General features: G+C 36.7%; 16 protein-coding genes. 10 read left to right on the top strand and 6 right to left on the bottom strand.

Annotation, left to right across the window (positions count from 1 at the left end; translation table 11 throughout):
* Positions 1-13: 13 nt before the first annotated feature.
* On the bottom strand, positions 14-2,344 hold the full coding sequence (locus tag D0T53_RS07790; protein WP_185152981.1) for a glycoside hydrolase family 3 protein: 2,331 nt from the start codon (positions 2,342-2,344) through the stop codon (positions 14-16).
* Between the two features lie 211 nt (positions 2,345-2,555).
* Here D0T53_RS07790 and D0T53_RS07795 point away from each other — a divergent pair, with 211 nt between their 5' ends.
* The 9 genes from D0T53_RS07795 to tatC all read left to right on the top strand — a co-directional run bounded on the left by D0T53_RS07795 (position 2,556) and on the right by tatC (position 9,507).
* Entirely contained in the window at positions 2,556-3,323 is a 768-nt protein-coding gene (locus D0T53_RS07795; protein ID WP_163266550.1) for an NUDIX domain-containing protein, read from the top strand.
* A gap of 67 nt (positions 3,324-3,390) precedes the next feature.
* Entirely contained in the window at positions 3,391-4,170 is a 780-nt protein-coding gene (locus D0T53_RS07800) for a Cof-type HAD-IIB family hydrolase (protein ID WP_163266552.1), read from the top strand.
* Between the two features lie 251 nt (positions 4,171-4,421).
* Positions 4,422-5,936, top strand: a complete 1,515-nt coding sequence (locus D0T53_RS07805; RefSeq protein WP_163266554.1) for a 4Fe-4S binding protein — start codon at positions 4,422-4,424, stop codon at positions 5,934-5,936.
* Positions 5,937-5,951: 15 nt separating this feature from the next.
* A complete protein-coding gene (locus D0T53_RS07810; RefSeq protein WP_163266556.1) occupies positions 5,952-7,346 on the top strand; it encodes an aldo/keto reductase in 1,395 nt (464 codons plus the stop codon).
* 6 nt (positions 7,347-7,352) lie between these two features.
* On the top strand, positions 7,353-7,775 hold the full coding sequence (locus D0T53_RS07815; protein WP_163266558.1) for a DUF1893 domain-containing protein: 423 nt from the start codon (positions 7,353-7,355) through the stop codon (positions 7,773-7,775).
* Between the two features lie 19 nt (positions 7,776-7,794).
* On the top strand, positions 7,795-7,944 hold the full coding sequence (locus D0T53_RS07820; RefSeq protein WP_163266560.1) for a hypothetical protein: 150 nt from the start codon (positions 7,795-7,797) through the stop codon (positions 7,942-7,944).
* A gap of 16 nt (positions 7,945-7,960) precedes the next feature.
* Complete coding sequence (locus tag D0T53_RS07825; RefSeq protein ID WP_163266562.1) at positions 7,961-8,473, top strand: ECF transporter S component; 513 nt, start codon at positions 7,961-7,963, stop codon at positions 8,471-8,473.
* Between the two features lies 1 nt (position 8,474).
* Positions 8,475-8,696, top strand: coding sequence for a twin-arginine translocase TatA/TatE family subunit (locus tag D0T53_RS07830; protein WP_185152982.1), 222 nt, complete (start codon positions 8,475-8,477; stop codon positions 8,694-8,696).
* Between the two features lie 10 nt (positions 8,697-8,706).
* Entirely contained in the window at positions 8,707-9,507 is an 801-nt protein-coding gene (tatC, locus tag D0T53_RS07835) for a twin-arginine translocase subunit TatC (RefSeq protein WP_163266564.1), read from the top strand.
* Between the two features lie 182 nt (positions 9,508-9,689).
* Here the strand turns inward: tatC and D0T53_RS07840 are convergent, their stop codons facing one another.
* Positions 9,690-11,357, bottom strand: a complete 1,668-nt coding sequence (locus D0T53_RS07840; RefSeq protein ID WP_163266566.1) for a glycoside hydrolase family protein — start codon at positions 11,355-11,357, stop codon at positions 9,690-9,692.
* A 197-nt stretch (positions 11,358-11,554) separates the two neighbouring features.
* Between D0T53_RS07840 and D0T53_RS07845 the strand changes: the two genes are divergently transcribed.
* The gene (locus D0T53_RS07845; RefSeq protein WP_163266568.1) at positions 11,555-12,589 is read left to right on the top strand and encodes a LacI family DNA-binding transcriptional regulator; all 1,035 of its coding nucleotides are present in this window, start codon (positions 11,555-11,557) and stop codon (positions 12,587-12,589) included.
* A 9-nt stretch (positions 12,590-12,598) separates the two neighbouring features.
* Here the strand turns inward: D0T53_RS07845 and D0T53_RS07850 are convergent, their stop codons facing one another.
* From D0T53_RS07850 to D0T53_RS07865, 4 genes are all read right to left on the bottom strand, one after another.
* Positions 12,599-14,362, bottom strand: a complete 1,764-nt coding sequence (locus tag D0T53_RS07850; RefSeq protein WP_163266570.1) for a leucine-rich repeat domain-containing protein — start codon at positions 14,360-14,362, stop codon at positions 12,599-12,601.
* A gap of 96 nt (positions 14,363-14,458) precedes the next feature.
* Complete coding sequence (locus D0T53_RS07855) at positions 14,459-16,720, bottom strand: T9SS type A sorting domain-containing protein (RefSeq protein ID WP_163266572.1); 2,262 nt, start codon at positions 16,718-16,720, stop codon at positions 14,459-14,461.
* A gap of 53 nt (positions 16,721-16,773) precedes the next feature.
* Complete coding sequence (gene obgE, locus D0T53_RS07860) at positions 16,774-17,928, bottom strand: GTPase ObgE (RefSeq protein ID WP_163266574.1); 1,155 nt, start codon at positions 17,926-17,928, stop codon at positions 16,774-16,776.
* Positions 17,929-18,070: 142 nt separating this feature from the next.
* Entirely contained in the window at positions 18,071-18,652 is a 582-nt protein-coding gene (locus tag D0T53_RS07865) for an adenylate kinase (RefSeq protein ID WP_163266576.1), read from the bottom strand.

Consider the following 18,652-nt stretch of genomic DNA (forward strand, 5'->3'; position numbering starts at 1 on the left):
AAAAAAATTAAGTTTATTTTCTAATTCCATATTTGTCTGTACGGGCATCTTTTATCACTCCCTTCCAGTTCAGTCCATATGCAAAATTGTATATATTACCTTCGGTATCTTTATGACATTCCATATCAAACGGTACATCTTCGTATTGCTTTTCTACGGTCGACATGTTTGCCGGCATTTGCATTGGAAGTAATCCCGATGGTTCATATTTACCCGATATAATATCCAATACTGCTTGTTCTCCAACCGAAAAACGAGCTAAAATACCATCTACTTTATTTTCGAATTCATTAAAAACCATCCCACGGGAAATATTTACAACCACTATTACCGGTTTATTCCCCATTACTTCTCTGGTATTCAACACTGTTCTTAAATCCATCGTGTTAGATGCCGTAACCGTTTTACCTTTATACGAACGGTTTGTTATAGTTGGGTCTACCACAGGGTCTCCGGCTGCAATACTTTGTTCCCGCGCATCTACAGCAGTATAAGTTCCGTATTGTAATGTGATGGGCACATAACCATTTCCGCCATCTTTTCTGTCATTTTTATCATATCCGCCACCATCGTTATTAGTATACGGACCCGATATGAAAACTATCGCAAAATCTGCCTTCGTTGGATCGTCTGTCACATTATAGTATTTTTTCACAAGTTCAACATCAGCCGGAGCCTGTAACGATTGTTTCGACCAATTACCCCACCAGTCCTTAACAGACGGAGTATACACTTCGGGAATATAAACCGTCTTCCGTTCTTTTATAGGCAGTACATTCTCTTTATTTTTCAACATTACAATCGATTTCAACTGTGCATTATAACCTTCCTGCATAAACTCAGGGTTACCTACAATTTTTGCACTTTCGTCCGAATTCAGATATGGATTTTCGAACAGTCCCAAACGGAATATATTTCTCAAGAGACGAACAGCCGATTGCTCAAATCTGTTTCTCATAAACTTTTTACCATGTTCTTTTACCCCCATCTTATATGCTTCAATAACAGGTCCCATCTCGTTATTACCACCAAACTGATCCATACCGGCCATAAGTGCAATATAATGCCTTTCCGCTATCGTTTTAGCTTCTACACCCCAAGGTTTTCCGGCAAAATCGCCCGGACTTTGAGGCTCATCGGCAGTAATCATCCAGTCGGTACAAACAACGCCGTCATATCCGTATTTTTCCCTCAACAGATCGGTCACTATATATTTACTGAATCCATTCGCAAGGTTTGTCCCATCCTTCGACTGATTATAAGAGATAGTATAATAAGGCATCACGGCAGAAGCCATTCCTGTATTTCCATCCAACTTAAATGCACCCTCTGTAAAAGGTTTCAGATGAGTTTCGAAATTATTACCGGGATATACTGCAAATTTACCGAAAGCCCAGTGTCCATCGCGTCCACCTTCTTCAGGCCCCCCACTTGGCCAGTGCTTAACCATAGCATTCACACTCTTATAACCCCATCCGTTTGCTATCTCGTCTTTTCCTGTCGACGTTTGAAAACCGTCAATATATGCACGTGCCATATCGGTTGCTAATTCTGGGCTTTCGCCAAAAGTCATACTGGCACGATACCAACGGGGTTCAGTGGCAAGATCAATCTGAGGAGACAATGCAGTTCCTATACCTAACGCCCGATACTCCTGCGCTGCAATATGTCCGAATTTCCTTACCAATTCGGGTTCAAATGTAGCAGCTAATCCCAAACCATCAGGCCATACAGATATTTCACCTCCAGCTCCGGCATTAAATTCAGCAACAGTAGACCCTGTTACTTGCCCCGAATGGCGAGGGTCTGAACTATTATTTGCGGGAATACCTAAACCAATACTTTCTACCCATGCTTGCATTACATTATTCCATTTAGCTGCAACTTCAGGGCTTTGAACACCCACTAATAATACATGCCGAAGGTTATCGTCCTTTAAAAATTTCTTCTGTGCGTCGGACAAGTCCCAAGGGTTTGCTCCACTTTGAGAAAATGGTTTTCCATTGTAAGTTCCGGCCGCAAATCCAACTTCGTTAGACGGAACTGCCTGATGCCCACTATAAAGCATCAATCCTGCAATTTGTTCCGTACTCATCTTTGTTGCGAGGTCTTTCGCCCGTTCATCTACCGACAAACGCCAATCCTCGTATTTGTCTAATTTTCCGTTTTTGTTTAAATCTTTGAATTTTAGTCCGTCCACTGTAAGTATTCTTACGCCGGAGGTAGGAGAATAGCCCAATGCAGGCCCGTTAGTATTCTCAATAATCTCATAATTTTTAGATCCTTGTGAATAACCACTTACTGTTAATAATATAAATCCGATGGATAACAATAATTTTTTCATGACAATTCTTTTTTACTGCGTTAATACGACGCAAATTAATCACTTATTCTTCATCAATCACAACAAACTGCGTTAAAAATACGCATACATGTTTTTAAACATAAACAATGCGTTACTTTAACGCACATAGAGTCATGGTTATATTTGTTTTTACTATCTTTGTACACTCTAAGAAGAAACAAGCATTAACAGCAGAAAGTTTTATAAAAATATGAGCGAGAATGGTTTATTCTATCCTTACACGGCCGAAAACATTCATCCAGGCTTCTCCATCGACTGTGTAATACTAAGCTTTCATAAAAAAAAGCTTCGCATACTTTTGAATAAATTTGACATAAGTAAATACTGGCAATTACCGGGAGGCTTTATGTTTAAAACTGAGAGTTCGGACCAAGCTGCTACAAGAGTTTTGTCAGAACGTACCGGGTTGACAGGTATATACCTGAAGCAATTTTATTTGTTCAGCGATCCGCACAGGACAAAGATGGATCAAAACCTCGAATACATAGAAAAAAACGCCGACAAAGGGAGACATACAGAAGATACCGATAAATGGTTCTTAAAGAGATTTGTGAGCTTAGGATACTATGCTTTTGTAAAATATGATGATGTAAATCTATCCTCGACAAAAGAAGACACAGCAAAATGGTTCGATATAAACAACTTACCTGAATTATATTCCGACCACAGAAATATAATAAACACTTCGCTCGAAATGATAAGATCGTTGCTCTCAATCCTTCCTGTGGGATATGAATTACTTCCTGAAAAATTTACAATGAGCGATTTGAGAAAAATATACGAAATAATACTGGATAAGACATTAGACAGACGCAATTTTCAACGAAAGGTATTGGCTACGGGAGCTATTATACAATTGGAAGAAACTGGAAGTTCAAGTTCTTATAATCCTCCTATATTATATTCATTCGATAAAGAAAAAAAAGACATGATCGATTTTTATCCTTTCTTTAAATGAACATATTATTCCGGTTGTTTATTAAAAGTAATTGACAACGCTGACCTAAATAATTTAAAATAGCACAATGATAAGAGCAATATTTTTCGACATCGATGGCACACTAGTTAGCTTCAACACACATACCATTCCACAATCTACAATAGAAGCGATCAGCATACTGAAAGAAAAAGGTATAAAAGTATTCATTGCAACAGGCAGGCCATTTATAACAATAGATAATTTGGGAGGTATTGAATTTGATGCATTCATCACATTGAATGGAGGATATTGTTTGACGGGCAAGAAAGAAATTATTTATAAAAGCAGAATTCCAGTTAGCAATATTCAATCTCTCATTAAACAAAACATAGAAAGTGAAAGATTTCCGTGCATGGCCGCAACAAAAGACCGGGTATATATAAACTATATAGACGATAAAGTTAAACAGATAGTAAAGTTGCTCAACTTCCCTTTACCTGCTATAAAAAGTTTTGAAGAAATTATAGAAGACGAAATATTTCAGTTAATGGCTTTTGTTGACGAAGAGAAGGAAAAGTTTGTAATGAAAGATATTCTTCCCGACTGCGAAGCAGCCAGATGGAATCCCCTTTTTACCGACATTATAGCAAAAGGCAACAGTAAACAAACAGGGATGGATAAATTGCTCGATTATTATGGCATTCCACTTTCCGATACAATGGCATTTGGCGATGGAGGCAATGATATACCTATGCTGAAACATGCAGCAACCAGCGTTGCTATGGGAAATGCAAAAGATGAAGTAAAACAATACGCTTCTTATATTACCAATTCGGTAGACGATAATGGAATATGGAATGCTCTGAAACATTTCTCTATTATATAAAACTATTATAACACTCAAATATTACATAATTAGACTTGCAATATTATTCTAAATTATAAAAAAACGAAAAAGTAAGGATGCATATGAAGTGTATCCTTTTATTTTTAATAAAAACTGCTATTTTTATGAACAAATCCAAATACTTATAAAAGAGATCCTTGCAAAGCTCTGTACTCAGGTTAATAAAACTATCCGGGTACAGCCATAACGGGATGACAGAATAAGAATAAAACCTAAAAACACACTATTTCATGCCAAAGAAGATAAGAGTAATAATTGCCGCTTTATTTTTCGTGCTGATTACATTATTGTTTCTCGATTTTACAGGAACATTACACAAATGGTTTGGATGGCTTGCCAGAATACAGCTTATCCCGGCTATATTGGCGGTCAATGCTATAGCTGTAGTTTCACTTGTTCTTCTGACTTTAATTTTCGGACGAATTTACTGTTCTGTGATATGCCCTTTAGGTATATTTCAGGATGGAATATCTAATATATCGGCTAGAAGAAAAAAGAAGAAAAGCCGATTCTGGTATTCTCCCGCTAAATCGTGGCTGCGATACGGCGTATTAATACTATTTGTAATATCAATGGTAGCAGGGGCTAATGCAATTGCCTCCCTCCTCGATCCGTACGCAGCTTACGGACGCATAGCATCCAATTTTTTCGCTCCATTATATTACTGGTGTAATAATATTTTAGCATACTTTGCCGAAAGAGTTGATAGTTATACTTTTTATTCTGTTGATGTATGGATAAAAAGCGGGATTACATTCGGAATTACAGCAGCAACTCTCATTATAATAGCAATACTTGCATGGCGCAACGGACGAACCTATTGTAACACAATATGTCCTGTTGGCACATTATTAGGATTGCTTTCTAAATTCTCTTTATTCAGACCAACTATAAATACCGAAAAATGTAACAGTTGCGGATTATGTGCACGTAATTGTAAAGCATCGTGTATAGACACAAAAGCAAAAAATATCGATTACAGCCGATGTGTAACCTGTTTTAACTGTACCGAAAAATGTAAAACCGGAGCAATAAAATATACCATCCGTAAAAAAGAAAAAAAGAAAGAGCCTGAAATAAATTTACCCACTACCCCCACCACACCTAGCAATGGCGGGGTTTCGCGCCGTGGAGCTCTTTCGTTAATTGCGGCATTTGCTGTTACTAATGCAATAAAAGCTCAGGAAATAAGAGTAGACGGAGGCGTAGCCGACATTGAAGACAAAAAGGTTCCGAAAAGGAAAACTCCAGTAGTACCACCGGGTGCTCTGGGCATAAAACACATGAAAATTCATTGTACATCGTGTCAACTCTGTGTATCGGCTTGCCCGAACAACATTCTTCGTCCTTCGTCAAAACTAGAGACACTGATGCAGCCCGAAATGTCTTTCGAACGAGGATATTGCCGCCCCGAGTGCACTAAATGTTCACAAGTATGCCCCACAGGTGCAATTAAATCGATTACAACCGCAGACAAATCCGCGATATCTATCGGTACGGCTGTCTGGATTAAAGATAATTGTGTAGTAAATACCGATGAAGTTCAATGCAATAACTGTGAGTATCATTGCCCTACAGGAGCTATTACACTAATAAGCAAAGATCCCGGATCTAACAATTCGCTGAAAATACCCGTTGTTGATAATTCCCTATGTATCGGATGCGGAGCATGCGAATATCTTTGTCCGGCACGTCCATTCAGTGCAATCTATGTAGAAGGAAATATAAGGCATCATTCGATTTAAAAAGGATTTTGGAACATGGAGAACAAAAATAAAAAAGAAATTAGCCGCAGAAGTTTTCTGAAATTAGCAGGAGCAGGTACTATTACTACCGCAGCTGCTTTATACGGATGTAAGCCCGACAATACCGTATCCGCCGAAGGTGGTTCATTAGGCGAAGTACCAACAGATAAAATGACTTACCGTACCAACCACAACACGGGAGACAAAGTTGGACTATTGGGCTACGGATGCATGCGTTGGCCTCTGCGTAAAAATCAAGAAGGTAAGGACGAAATAGATCAGGATGCCGTGAACGAACTGGTCGATTATGCTATTGCTCATGGTGTCAATTATTTCGATACTTCTCCGGTATATATTAGGGGATGGTCTGAAAAAGCTACAGGAACTGCTCTGAAACGCCACCCTCGAGATAAATACTTCATTGCAACAAAAATGTCGAACATGAATAATAATCGGAATGTACGTTCGCGCGAAGGAGCTATCGCTATGTACAGAAAATCGCTTCAGGATTTACAAGTCGATTATATCGATTATTATTTACTGCATACTATCGGAAACGGAGGAATGAATACTTTCAAAGACCGTTTTATAGATAATGGAGTGTTGGACTTTTTGTTAAAGGAACGCGAAGAAGGACGCATACGCAATCTCGGATTCTCTTTTCATGGAGACATTGCTGTTTTCGATTATCTGTTGGCCAGAGAAGACATACATCTGGACTTTGCCATGATACAACTAAACTATGTAGACTGGAAGCATGCTACCGGAAACAATACAAATGCAGAATATCTATTAACAGAATTGGAGAAAAAAAATATACCAGCCATAATAATGGAACCTCTTTTGGGAGGCCGTCTTTCGAGGGTACCCTCTCAGGCATTGAATATAATGAAGGAAGTACATCCCGAAGATTCTGCTGCAAAATGGGCATTTCGTTATGCCGGTACTCCGAAAAATGTATTAACTGTTCTGAGTGGAATGGTATATATGGAACATTTGCAAGAAAATATTCGCGCGTATGCGCCTCTTGTTCCTTTAAATGAACAGGAGTATAAAACTTTGGATAAAGTTACCGATATTTTATTGAATGCAGATTATATACAATGTACCGAATGTCAATATTGTATGCCTTGTCCGTACGGAATCGACATCCCCGCAGTCTTTGGGCATTATAACCGTATTATCAGTGCAGGACAAAGATTAAAAAGCTCTAAAGATGAGAATTACAAAAAAGCACGTCAGGCATTTCTTGTGGGATACGACCGCAGTGTACCAAAACTACGTCAGGCCAATCACTGCATAGGATGTGGAATATGTAAACCACATTGTCCCCAACGGATTAATATTCCTGCCGAAATGCGCAAGATAGACAATTACACAGAACAGTTGAAACAAAAGGCTGAGTTTTAAAAAACAATGGAAGATATAATTAGAATATTACATGAGGGTAATTATTCGTGTGTAGTCAAAAAAAATGACAAAATTCATACTTTTTCACAACGTGGAGTAGCTGATTTATATGACATGCTTAAAAGCAAACCCTATTTTTTGAAAGATGCATGTATAGCCGACAAGGTTGTAGGTAAAGCTGCTGCTGCGCTAATGATTTTGGGAGGCATCAGTCGATTATATACCGATACAATTAGTTCTTCAGCATTACTTTTACTGCATGAGTCTGATATAAAAGTCGACTATACGCATGTAGTTCCTTTCATTCAGAACAGAGATAAAACAGGCTGGTGTCCATTGGAAAAGCTAAGTTATGAAATAACTTCGGCTGAAACCATTTTTCCATTAATCGAAGAGTTTATAAGCAAAATACGTAAACCCGAACTCTGATGAAAAAGAAAATTTTTGTATGAGAAACGTAAAAGAAAGTTATCAGCTTAACAAAATAACCAACCTTTCTGTTAAAGGCGAAAATTTATTGGCACTGCATAACAACATAAATACCGGATATTCAATGCTATGCGCAACAGTTATCGGAGGCATAAATCTGAATTTTTAATAAACTAAATACAGCTATGGCTACAAATGTAATAAACCTTTACTCGCTTACTTACAAGAACATCAGAACTTATCTGATTACGATACTATTTGTTGCAGGCAATATTGCCTTACCGCAACTGGTACACCTGATACCCAAAGGAGGATTAATTTTTCTTCCTATCTATTTTTTCACACTGATTGCCGCCTATAAATATGGATGGAAAGCGGGGTTATTGACTGCTATATTGTCGCCTCTGACAAATCATCTATTATTTCATATGCCCGCACTAAACGTATTGCCTATTATCATGGTAAAATCATGCTTGCTTGCGTTGTCTGCCGGTTTAGCAGCAAATTATTTCAAACGTATTTCCATTCCTATCCTTGCATTGGTGGTTTTATCCTACCAGCTTATAGGCACTGTGGCAGAATGGTTATTAGTCAACAATTTTTACATAGCTATACAAGATTTCCGTATAGGCATTCCCGGAATGCTTTTACAGATATTCGGAGGTTATTTATTTATCAAACATTTAATAAAAAACTAATATGAAAAACTTATTATTTATTGGAGGACTTGGAATGCAAGAAATTTTCTTTATTGCCCTAATAGTGTTACTATTTTTTGGTGGAAAGAAAATTCCCGAATTGATGAAAGGAATAGGCAAAGGAGTTAAAAGCTTTAAAGATGGCTTAAACGAAGTCGAAAACGAAACTAAACAAGTAAGCCAAACAGAAACAATAGATAAAGAGAATACCGAAAACAACTAAGTTCTTATATATGCCAACCAAATCTCAAACATTTTGGGAGCATTTAGATGAACTACGGGGCTCTTTAATAAAAATAGTAGTTGCAATAATAATATTTGGTGTAATAGCATTCTTTTTTAAAGAGTGCCTGTTTTGTATTGTTCTTGCCCCTAAATACGACAATTTTATTACTTATTCGGTATTTCAGAATATCAGCAGCTTTTTTGTATCATCAAATGGAGAAATAGATTCTTTTTCGGTACAATTAATCAATACAGGCCTTGCCGAACAGTTTTTCATACATATGAAAGTTGCAATGTATGCCGGAACGTTATGTGTATCCCCTTATATACTGTATTTATTATTTAAGTTTATATCTCCAGCGTTATACAGTAACGAAAAAAAGTATACTTTAAGAGTAGTTCTGTGCGGATATATTATGTTCCTGTTTGGTGTATTACTTAGCTATTTTCTGATATTTCCGTTAACATTCCGTTTTTTAGGAACATATCAGGTAAGTACCGAAGTGATTAACATGATATCACTCCATTCTTATATCGACACATTCATGATGCTAAACATTATGATGGGATTAGTATTTGAGATTCCTATTCTGTGTTGGCTATTTGCAAAGCTCGGTTTTTTGTCAGCCTCTTTCATGAAAAAATACCGGCGGCATGCAATCACTGTTTTGTTGATAATATCGGCTATTATAACGCCTACTACCGATATATTCACACTACTATTAGTAGCCATACCAATGTATTTGCTTTATGAAATCAGTATTCTGATTGTTCAGCGCACAATAACAATTAAGTCAGTCGATGAATAGTAATTCTGTCCCCCCTGAGAGATGGGCAATGTAGATATTCATAGATATTCATGCTGTCGGGCATGCCGAAAGAACAGGAATGGAAAGCAAAACAAGAGTTAATCTCTTTAAATAATGGATAATTGTAGTAACTAAAATAAATCAGAAGGCTGTTCGTAAATGAACAGCCTTCTGATTTTAAATTACTGTTTGGTTTCGATAACTTTTTTCTTTACAGAGAAGGTAGAAACAATCTTTTTACCCTCTTTTATAATTACTTTAAAGCTATAATCTTTATCTTTTTCAAATATATTACCTGCAGAAAGTTTTACTTCCGTTTTACCATAAGGCTCAATAGCTGGCACTACTCCCTGCCCTATTTCTTTTTCAACTCCTTCATTTTCATATTGCAATACCAAAGTAGCATTAGGCGAAGCAACCTGTCCGAAATTTTGAACCTCAATATTTATACTAAATCCATCATTTGTTGATGTAAAAAGAGGAGCACGAGCCGACAACACAGGCTCGATATAATCAACATACGGTAAACGAGCATAACCATAAATAAGCTCTCCCTCCTTAGTTTTTCCAATAAGTTTAGGTGCAAATTCATCTTCTGTTATACCATTACCTTTTCCGTCGAATGTAACAATCAGGTCATTCCCCGATTTTTCTACTTTCTTCACTTTACTTCCTCGCCCGAAATTAACCTCGGTTGAAGCCCCAAAGCGTAAAGAGCTTACATCAACATCTGTTTGTGGATTAAAGCCCTTTTCGGCCGCTATCTTCACTTTTATTGTTTTAGTTTTAGCTGTTATTGGTTTTGAGTCTAATACAGTGAGCAATAATCCGGGATTCAATGGTATAGTTATATTTTTTGAACTGTGATTATCATTTGGTTTATCTTCCCATTTTAATGTATCTATTACTGCAAAATTAGCCTGAATAGCTCGTCCGTATTCATCCTGATATACTTTTATTCGTTCATACTTAAACCAATCTTCTTTTTTTCCATCTTTATGAACTGCTACTCCCGGCATATATGCTTCTCCCGGATCGGTAACCCAATTTATACCATCTTTCGATCTTTGATAAAAAGCTATGCGTCCAAGCCAATCATTAACAATAAGATGATATTGTATATGGTCGCGCCAAATCACAGGATCTTCAAAACGACCTTTAACCGGAGGATAAACCCGTTTATCAGTTATCTGATTATAGGTCGACAATCCGTCTTTACTTATCCAGATTCCCCCTCCACGGCAAACCATTACATACGAACCATCTTCACGTTGAGCGAAACTCAAATTAGATAACCCCTCTATTATACGACGGTCGCGCGCATCAAAATCGAATTTGCCATGTACCCAAGGTCCGTCAATAGAATTAGCTACATATATATTATCAATTACATATAAAACATAACGCCCATCTTTCATCCGGTAAACTTCAGGATTGTGCCCTTTTGCTATTATCTTTTTAGGGACAAACGGACCTGTTATATTATCACTCACTGCGTCAAACACCAGCGAATTGGGCCAATCCATATGACCTTTTGGCGAATTTTCGAGCCAACCACAAACAAATATATGGAACAATCCCTTATCGTCTTTCAATATATTTCCTCCCCAATACGACCAGATATTATTCACATCTTCTATTCCATTATCAATATAACGGGGAATAACATTTTTTGCACCCCATGTCTTACCCGACAGTGTACCTTCTGACATGGGCAAAAACCGATCTATAAATCTGGCTCCACAAACCAAATGTTCCCATTCGGCAGGACGTGTACGTTCTTCTACCTGAGCAGATAAGTTTGTACCTGCCAATAAAATAATTAATAATAATGTTAATCGAGATTTCATTTTTATATTAGTATATAAGTTAAAATAAAGAATCTTCTTTTAAAGACAGAATAGCTAACCTATCTATTTCTGGTGGTATATTATTCTATTTTTTACCAAATATATTATATTGATTATAAAGATCGGATTGTAAATGTTGAAATTTCAACGCAAAGGTTTGCGTAAATCTTTTAAATACTTATTTTTGTAAGTAAAGCATGAACAAAAAGAAACATATTTCGCTAAAAGATATTGCTAGTGAACTTGGTGTATCAATATCTACCGTATCGCGGGCATTAAAAAATAGCCCTGAGATTAGTGCGGAAATGAAAGAAAAAGTGAAACAACTTGCCCGCAAGTGGAACTACCGTCCCAACCCGTTCGCTATGAGCTTATTAAAAAACTCGCCCCGAATGATTGGAATAATTGTTCCTGATATTGTCACTCACTTTTTTTCTTCAATTATTAGTGGTATAAACGATCTGGCTCGAAAAAATAACTATTCGGTAATTATCAGCTCATCTTACGAGCAATACGAACTGGAAAAACATATAATCGAAGATTTTGTAAACATCAGGGTTGAGGGTATACTTGCCTGTATATCGCAAGAAACTACTGACTATTCTCATTTCGAAGCCTTATCTTACCAGAATATACCTTTGGTATTCTTCGATAGGGTTTGCTTAACCGATAAATTCTCTTGCGTAGTTTCGGACAATGCTCATTCATCGCAAAATGCTACAGAACACTTACTGAATACCGGATCTAAACGTGTGGCATTTCTTGGGGGAGCCAATCATCTTGAGATTGTAAAACAGCGTAAACATGGTTATCTTCAAACATTACGTAAACGAAAAATACCAATAGAAAGAGAACTTGTTTTTTGTAAACGAATTGGATACGACGAAGGATACCAAGGCTCTCTAAAATTACTAAGCCAACCTTACCCACCCGATGCTATTCTGGCAATGAACGACAGTCTTGCATTTGGTGCAATGAGAGCTATAAAAGAGCTGAATATGAAGATTCCCGACGATGTTGCTTTAATAGGCTACACAGACGAAGCTCATTCAAACTATGTTGAACCCGCACTTACATCTGTTACCCATCAAACTTACAAAATGGGAACGGAAGCTTGCAATTTATTGCTTAAAACTATTAGAGGAGAAAAGAATATTGTAAAAAAAGTTATACCTACCTCCCTGATTGTCAGAAACTCTTCCGATAAGAGACCCGAAAAGCCAAAGAGGTAGTTCTTTCTTTTAGTTTTTCTTTATTTTCTGTATATACGATTTACCCGATAACGTTGTAACTTTAATAACGTATATACCCGATTGTAAATCATTAACCTTTATGTTTTCCTTATTAAATTCGTTCAGAGAAATACTTTTTATTAAAACACCCGTCGGAGTAAATATATTTATCCCTGTTATATCTTCATTGCTATTTATAAATAATATATCATCTACAGGATTAGGGTAAACCGATATTCCAATATTTTGCTGCTTATCGTCTATACCAACAATAGTATCGGGCAATAGTTTTATTCTGTATACTAAAGTCAGATCCGGATATAAAGCGTTATCCATCTGACAAACAAGCTTCTGATTCATATAATCATTACTTATCTTAAATACACCGTCTTCCATCTCTGTAACTGTAACTGCTTCGCTTGTTCCTTCCTTATGCCACTGATATGATGTAATATTTCCTTCAACCGAATATTCTTCGCTTAAATCAATCTCGGTATTCGCATAAACTTCCCCTCCTTCAATAGTATCCTGCGGAGCATATACCAATTGCCAATAGAAAGAATTATTAAATGTAGGTATAGACGTAAACTTTAACAGATTATTATTGCACACTAACGATCGGTATAACGTTTCCGAATTATCCATCAATATCGATGTTAACTTGTTATTTGCACAATCAAGATTGTTTAGATTTTTATTATTAAACAAATTCAATGTTACCAGTTTATTATTGGCGCAGTTTAATTTGAGCAATGCTGTATTAGCAGTTAAATTTAAAGCCGACAGCTCGTTGCCCGAACAACTCAACGACTCTAAATTCAGATTCTGACTAACATTTAAGCCGCTCATTAGCTTATTATTATTACACCATAAGTATTTTAGCCCCTGCAACTGCGAAACGCTCAAACCTGCAAGCTGATTATCCGAGCAATCTAAAACTTCCAAATTTTTATTTGTCCCCATAGTTAGCTTATTTCCTACTATGATATTGCCCGAACAATATAACGAAATAAGCTTCGTATTTTGCGAAACATTCAGCTCTGCTATATCATTATCGGAACATGCCAATAATTGTAAGTCTTTATTATTAGACAGGTTTAACGCCGATATCTGATTTGATCCACATGCCAGAGTTGTCAACAAACTATTATTTGAAACATCCAGATTACTGATCTTATTTTTCGAGCAAGACAAGTTGGTAAGTTTGGTGTTGCCAGATACGGATAAAACACTGATTTTATTGTCGGAACAATCAAGATAACGCAAGTCGGCATTTGAAGATAAATCCAACACATTCAGATCGTTACTCGAGCATTTAAGCTCTTTCAATTTAGAATTTGCATTAACATTTAAAGACTGAAAATTACTACCCGAACAATTCAGATATACCAACTCGCCAAAGTAACTGCAATCGAAATCGCCAGACAGTTTATTAGCTGTCGTCACGTTATAAACAGAAATATCTTTCAGTTCAAATCTCACTAATCGGCTGGGCGAATTGATATTCCATTCCCAATCGATTAATACGACACCTTTGTATGCGCTAATTTTCTCAACCCAATCTTCGGACGAATACCACGAAACTGTATCCGATGCATTTATTCCCAACAAATTCAGATTAGAAGCTCCTGTTACTTCACTTTTTTGGCGAAGTAAATTTCTTAACCCCTCTTTATCTGAATCGTGGTATGCCTGTGCATTTACAGATTTATTCCAACCAAACAAAATTAAAAATGTAAAGCACAAGCATGTCAAGATAGAGCTTTTCCTCATAATAAAATCGCTAAATAAAAATATCCCAGGTATACACTATATGTGTCACAAAAACAAAATTAGAACAATAATCAGAACCTCAAAATAATATTAAAGCTAATCTTTCATAAATTTGAAAGTTAACGTTTTCCCCCCTGTTGTTAAGATATAAGAGCCTTGTGTCAAATCTTTTACAGAAAGCTCCTCTCCTACCGAAACTTTTCTGGATATTACCAATCGACCATACATATCATATATATGCAAAACTTCGACTAACGGAGATAATATAGTTATTAAGCTCTGATGCTGATTATAATTTACATAACTATTAAAATTATCAGAAATACCAACAATGGTATTAGGATCTTCTAATACTTTCATTTTATAGGTAATAATCAAATCGGGAAATAATTGATTCGAGACCTTACAATAAATAAATTCATCAATATAGTCCTCGTCATTACAAACAAACATTCCACCTTCATCCTCTACCTGATCCAATTGTATCTCCTCGTCATTTGCGTTATACCACTTATATTCCGAAAGAATACCATTTATTTCATATTCGCTAGCGAGGTCTATAGTATCCTTAATTATACCATCTATAACAATCTGCTTTTGTGGATTATAAGACGATGTTTCTCTATATGTTATCAGCGGAAGTGTAGAAAACTTAAGAAAGTTATTTGCGCATTTAAAAACCTCGAAACTGTTTAATGATGCCGGAATAATTACAGACTCCAAATTATTGTCAGAAGCGTTAAATCTGCGGCAACGAAAATTGGCTGAGAAATCGATATCTTTCAATTTGTTCGAATAACAGTCAATGTGTACTAGTTTCGAATCCGCACCCTGTGGCAAAATTAAATCCTCTAATTCGTTTCCGTTACAATATAAACTTTCTAAAAGGTTGTTATTCGATAAATTTAACGACGAAATATTGGTTCCTGTTACCGAAAGCTCTTTCAGTTGCATATTATTAGACAAATCTAAAGTCTTTACATTGCTGTTCGCAATTTTTAAGGACTTCAAATATGTAAAAGACGAGCAATCCATCCCCCATACAATAGTATTAGGAGCAACACCTGTAAAATCTATCGAATTTATTCTGTAAAATTCACCATTGTCATCCAACCCCCATTCTATATTATTGGCAAGAGCATCAATCCACAATTTTGAAGTGTACCAACCCAAAGTATCGGCCTGAGTTAAATTCATATACTCGAAATTTGCTTTTCCATCTATTGCCGACCGACTACGCATAAACTGACGAAGAGCCTCCAACTCCGACGAATTGTAATTATCGAGGCTATTGCTATCCTGTATCCTTACCTTATAGATAAGAGTCAAACTAGGACAAACGGGATTTGTAACCTCGCAAGTTAGATTTGTTCTTAAATAAGAATTGTCATTGCATACAAAAACACCATTTGCAACCGTTGTTAATGATATAGCCGTACCATTGCTATCGTACCATTTATAAACCGAAGGAGAACCCTTAACTGTATATTCGCTGCTGATATCAATATTTTCGCCAACATTAACAGTCAATTCAATATCTTTTTGAGGAGTATACCACGATATATAAGAAAAATTGACCTGAGGCATTGTTGAAAATTTCAAACAATTTTTCGAACAACTGAAGTATTGATAAGCAGGAACGGGAGAAGGCAATACTATATTTTCGAGATAGTTCAATGCCAATCCAACAGTTTTCAGATTTGGGTTAGCCGATAAATCGATAGTCTTCAATTTATTGTCCCCAATATAAGCGGTAACAAGATTAACGTTTTTCGATAAATCGATAGCTTTTAATTTATTGTTATTACAATTAATAGTAGACAATTTATTTCCGTCTCCTTGAGGCAAAATTAAACTTTCCTGCTTCGAATTCGAAAAGCACGAAAGATTTTCAATATTGACATTCGTACTTGCATCCAATTCCGAAATCCAAGTATCAGTAATATATAATTCATCTAAATTGACGTTAGACGAGATCAAAACTTTATCAATTCCCGTACCTTTTAGTTTCAATTTGCTCAACAATCCAAAATGCGAACAATCCAATACACCACCCAACTGTCTGGCTTTATCGAATTGTAAATACAAATAGCTTAACCTTTCCAAGCGCGAAACAGGATCGTAAATCCAGCTTAAATAACCATTATCGCATAAAGTATAAACCCAGTTTTCGGTTGTTTGCCAATCTATAGTATCCGAAACAGCCAACCCGAGTTCTTCAAAATTCGAACGTCCTTCGTTTATCGATGACTGGCGAAGAAATACCCGTAGAGCCTCCTTGTCTTCTTCGTAAAAGTCTAAAGCCATCACACTCTCTACGCCCAATAAAATTATCAGAATAAGTAAAAGTTTTTTCATTTTATGCTTTTTGTTAAAGTTTATGCAATGTTTTAATTATGATGGAAGACAAATTAATCTTCGTCTTCCATATAAAAGAATCCATTTTCGTCTACCTCAAAATCTTCGTCATCCGAATCATCCTCAACAACAAAATCTTCGTCCTCTTCAAATTCAACAGTTTTTATATCTAAATTACGATGAGTAATATGTTTGCCTTTATCCTTTTCGTAATCTCCATCCTTATTCAGTTCGCCCCACAACATATCCTTAAGCTGCTGTATATTGTAATTTGTAACCGAAGATATAAATATGTGTGGAATATCGGGTAAATCTTCTTTCATCGCTGCAATCAGCTCATCGTCTAACATATCCGATTTCGAAATGGCAAGGATACGTCTTTTATCAAGAAGTTCGGGATTGAATTGAGTCAACTCGTTCAGCAAAATCCTATATTCGGCATGTATATCGTCGGCATCGGCCGGAACAAGAAACAACAGTAACGAATTTCGTTCGATATGCCTCAAAAACCTATGTCCGAGCCCCTTTCCTTCGCTAGCCCCTTCTATAATACCGGGAATATCGGCCATAACAAATGAACGAAGATCGCGATAACTTACAATTCCTAAATTAGGTTCAAGTGTTGTAAACGGATAATTAGCAATTTTAGGCTTAGCAGCAGTCATTACCGATAATAATGTCGATTTTCCGGCATTAGGAAATCCTACCAAGCCAACATCGGCTAGAACTTTAAGTTCCAGAATTATTCTTCTTTCCTCGTACGGTTCTCCCGGCTGTGCATATCGTGGAGCCTGATTTGTTGGTGTTTTAAAATGGTTGTTACCACGGCCTCCTCTACCTCCTCGCAGAATAATAACTTCTTGCCCATCGTCTGTTATATCACACAGATATTCACCTGTTTCCGCATCATAAGCTACAGTACCACAAGGAACATCTATAATCTTCGAATCGCCTTTTTTACCGGAACATAACCTTCCCGATCCGCTTTCTCCGTGTCCGGCCAGTATATGCCGCTGAAATCTCAAGTGTAGCAAGGTCCAATAGTTACGGTTGCCTCTAAGTATAATATGCCCGCCATCGCCGCCATCGCCGCCATCGGGTCCCCCTTTGGGTATATACTTTTCGCGACGGAAATGAGTAGAACCTCTTCCCCCCTTACCCGAACGGCAATATATCTTTACATAATCTACAAAATTCGAATCGCTCATTTATTTCGAGTTATTTATTATAATTGAATATTATTCAGGAATAAGTTCCTGACAAAAGTTAATAGACAACGAAACCAAGATCCGAAAAACTTTATTCAAGTAACTCCCGGAACCTGGTTGGCGTTTCTGAAAAAATATCTTGTTATTTTACTTTGTCTATAACTTCCGATATACGGGCAAATATTTGGTCTTTCGTGCCTAAACCTTCTATTTGATAAAGCTTGCCTTCTTTTTCGTATTTTTCTTTAAGTGGCGAGGTTTGATTGTAGTACACATCCAAACGAGCTTTTATTGTTTCGTAATTATCGTCGGAACGCCCCGACTCTTTACCTCTGTTTATTAATCTTGTTATTAGTTCTTCTTCCTTAACATCGAGACTAACAACTGCTGCAATTTTTTGTCCTCTTTCTTCTAGCATTTCGGCTAACGCCTCACCCTGAGGTATAGTACGAGGAAAACCATCGAATATAACTCCTTTGGTTTCGCCTTTTTGTGTTTTCTGATCGTATACACTTGCTAATATATCAACCATCAATTCGTCCGGTATCAGCTGACCTTTCGACATGTAACTCTCGGCCAATTTTCCTAATTCGCTGCCCGAATCTCTTTCTGCCCTTAACACATCACCTGTCGAAATATGAGCTAATTCATATTTTTCGATCAAAAATTCGCTTTGTGTACCCTTTCCCGAACCGGGAGCTCCAAAAATTACAATATTCAGCAT

The organism is Dysgonomonas sp. 216, from assembly GCF_010501065.1.
Taxonomy (GTDB): domain Bacteria; phylum Bacteroidota; class Bacteroidia; order Bacteroidales; family Dysgonomonadaceae; genus QVMM01.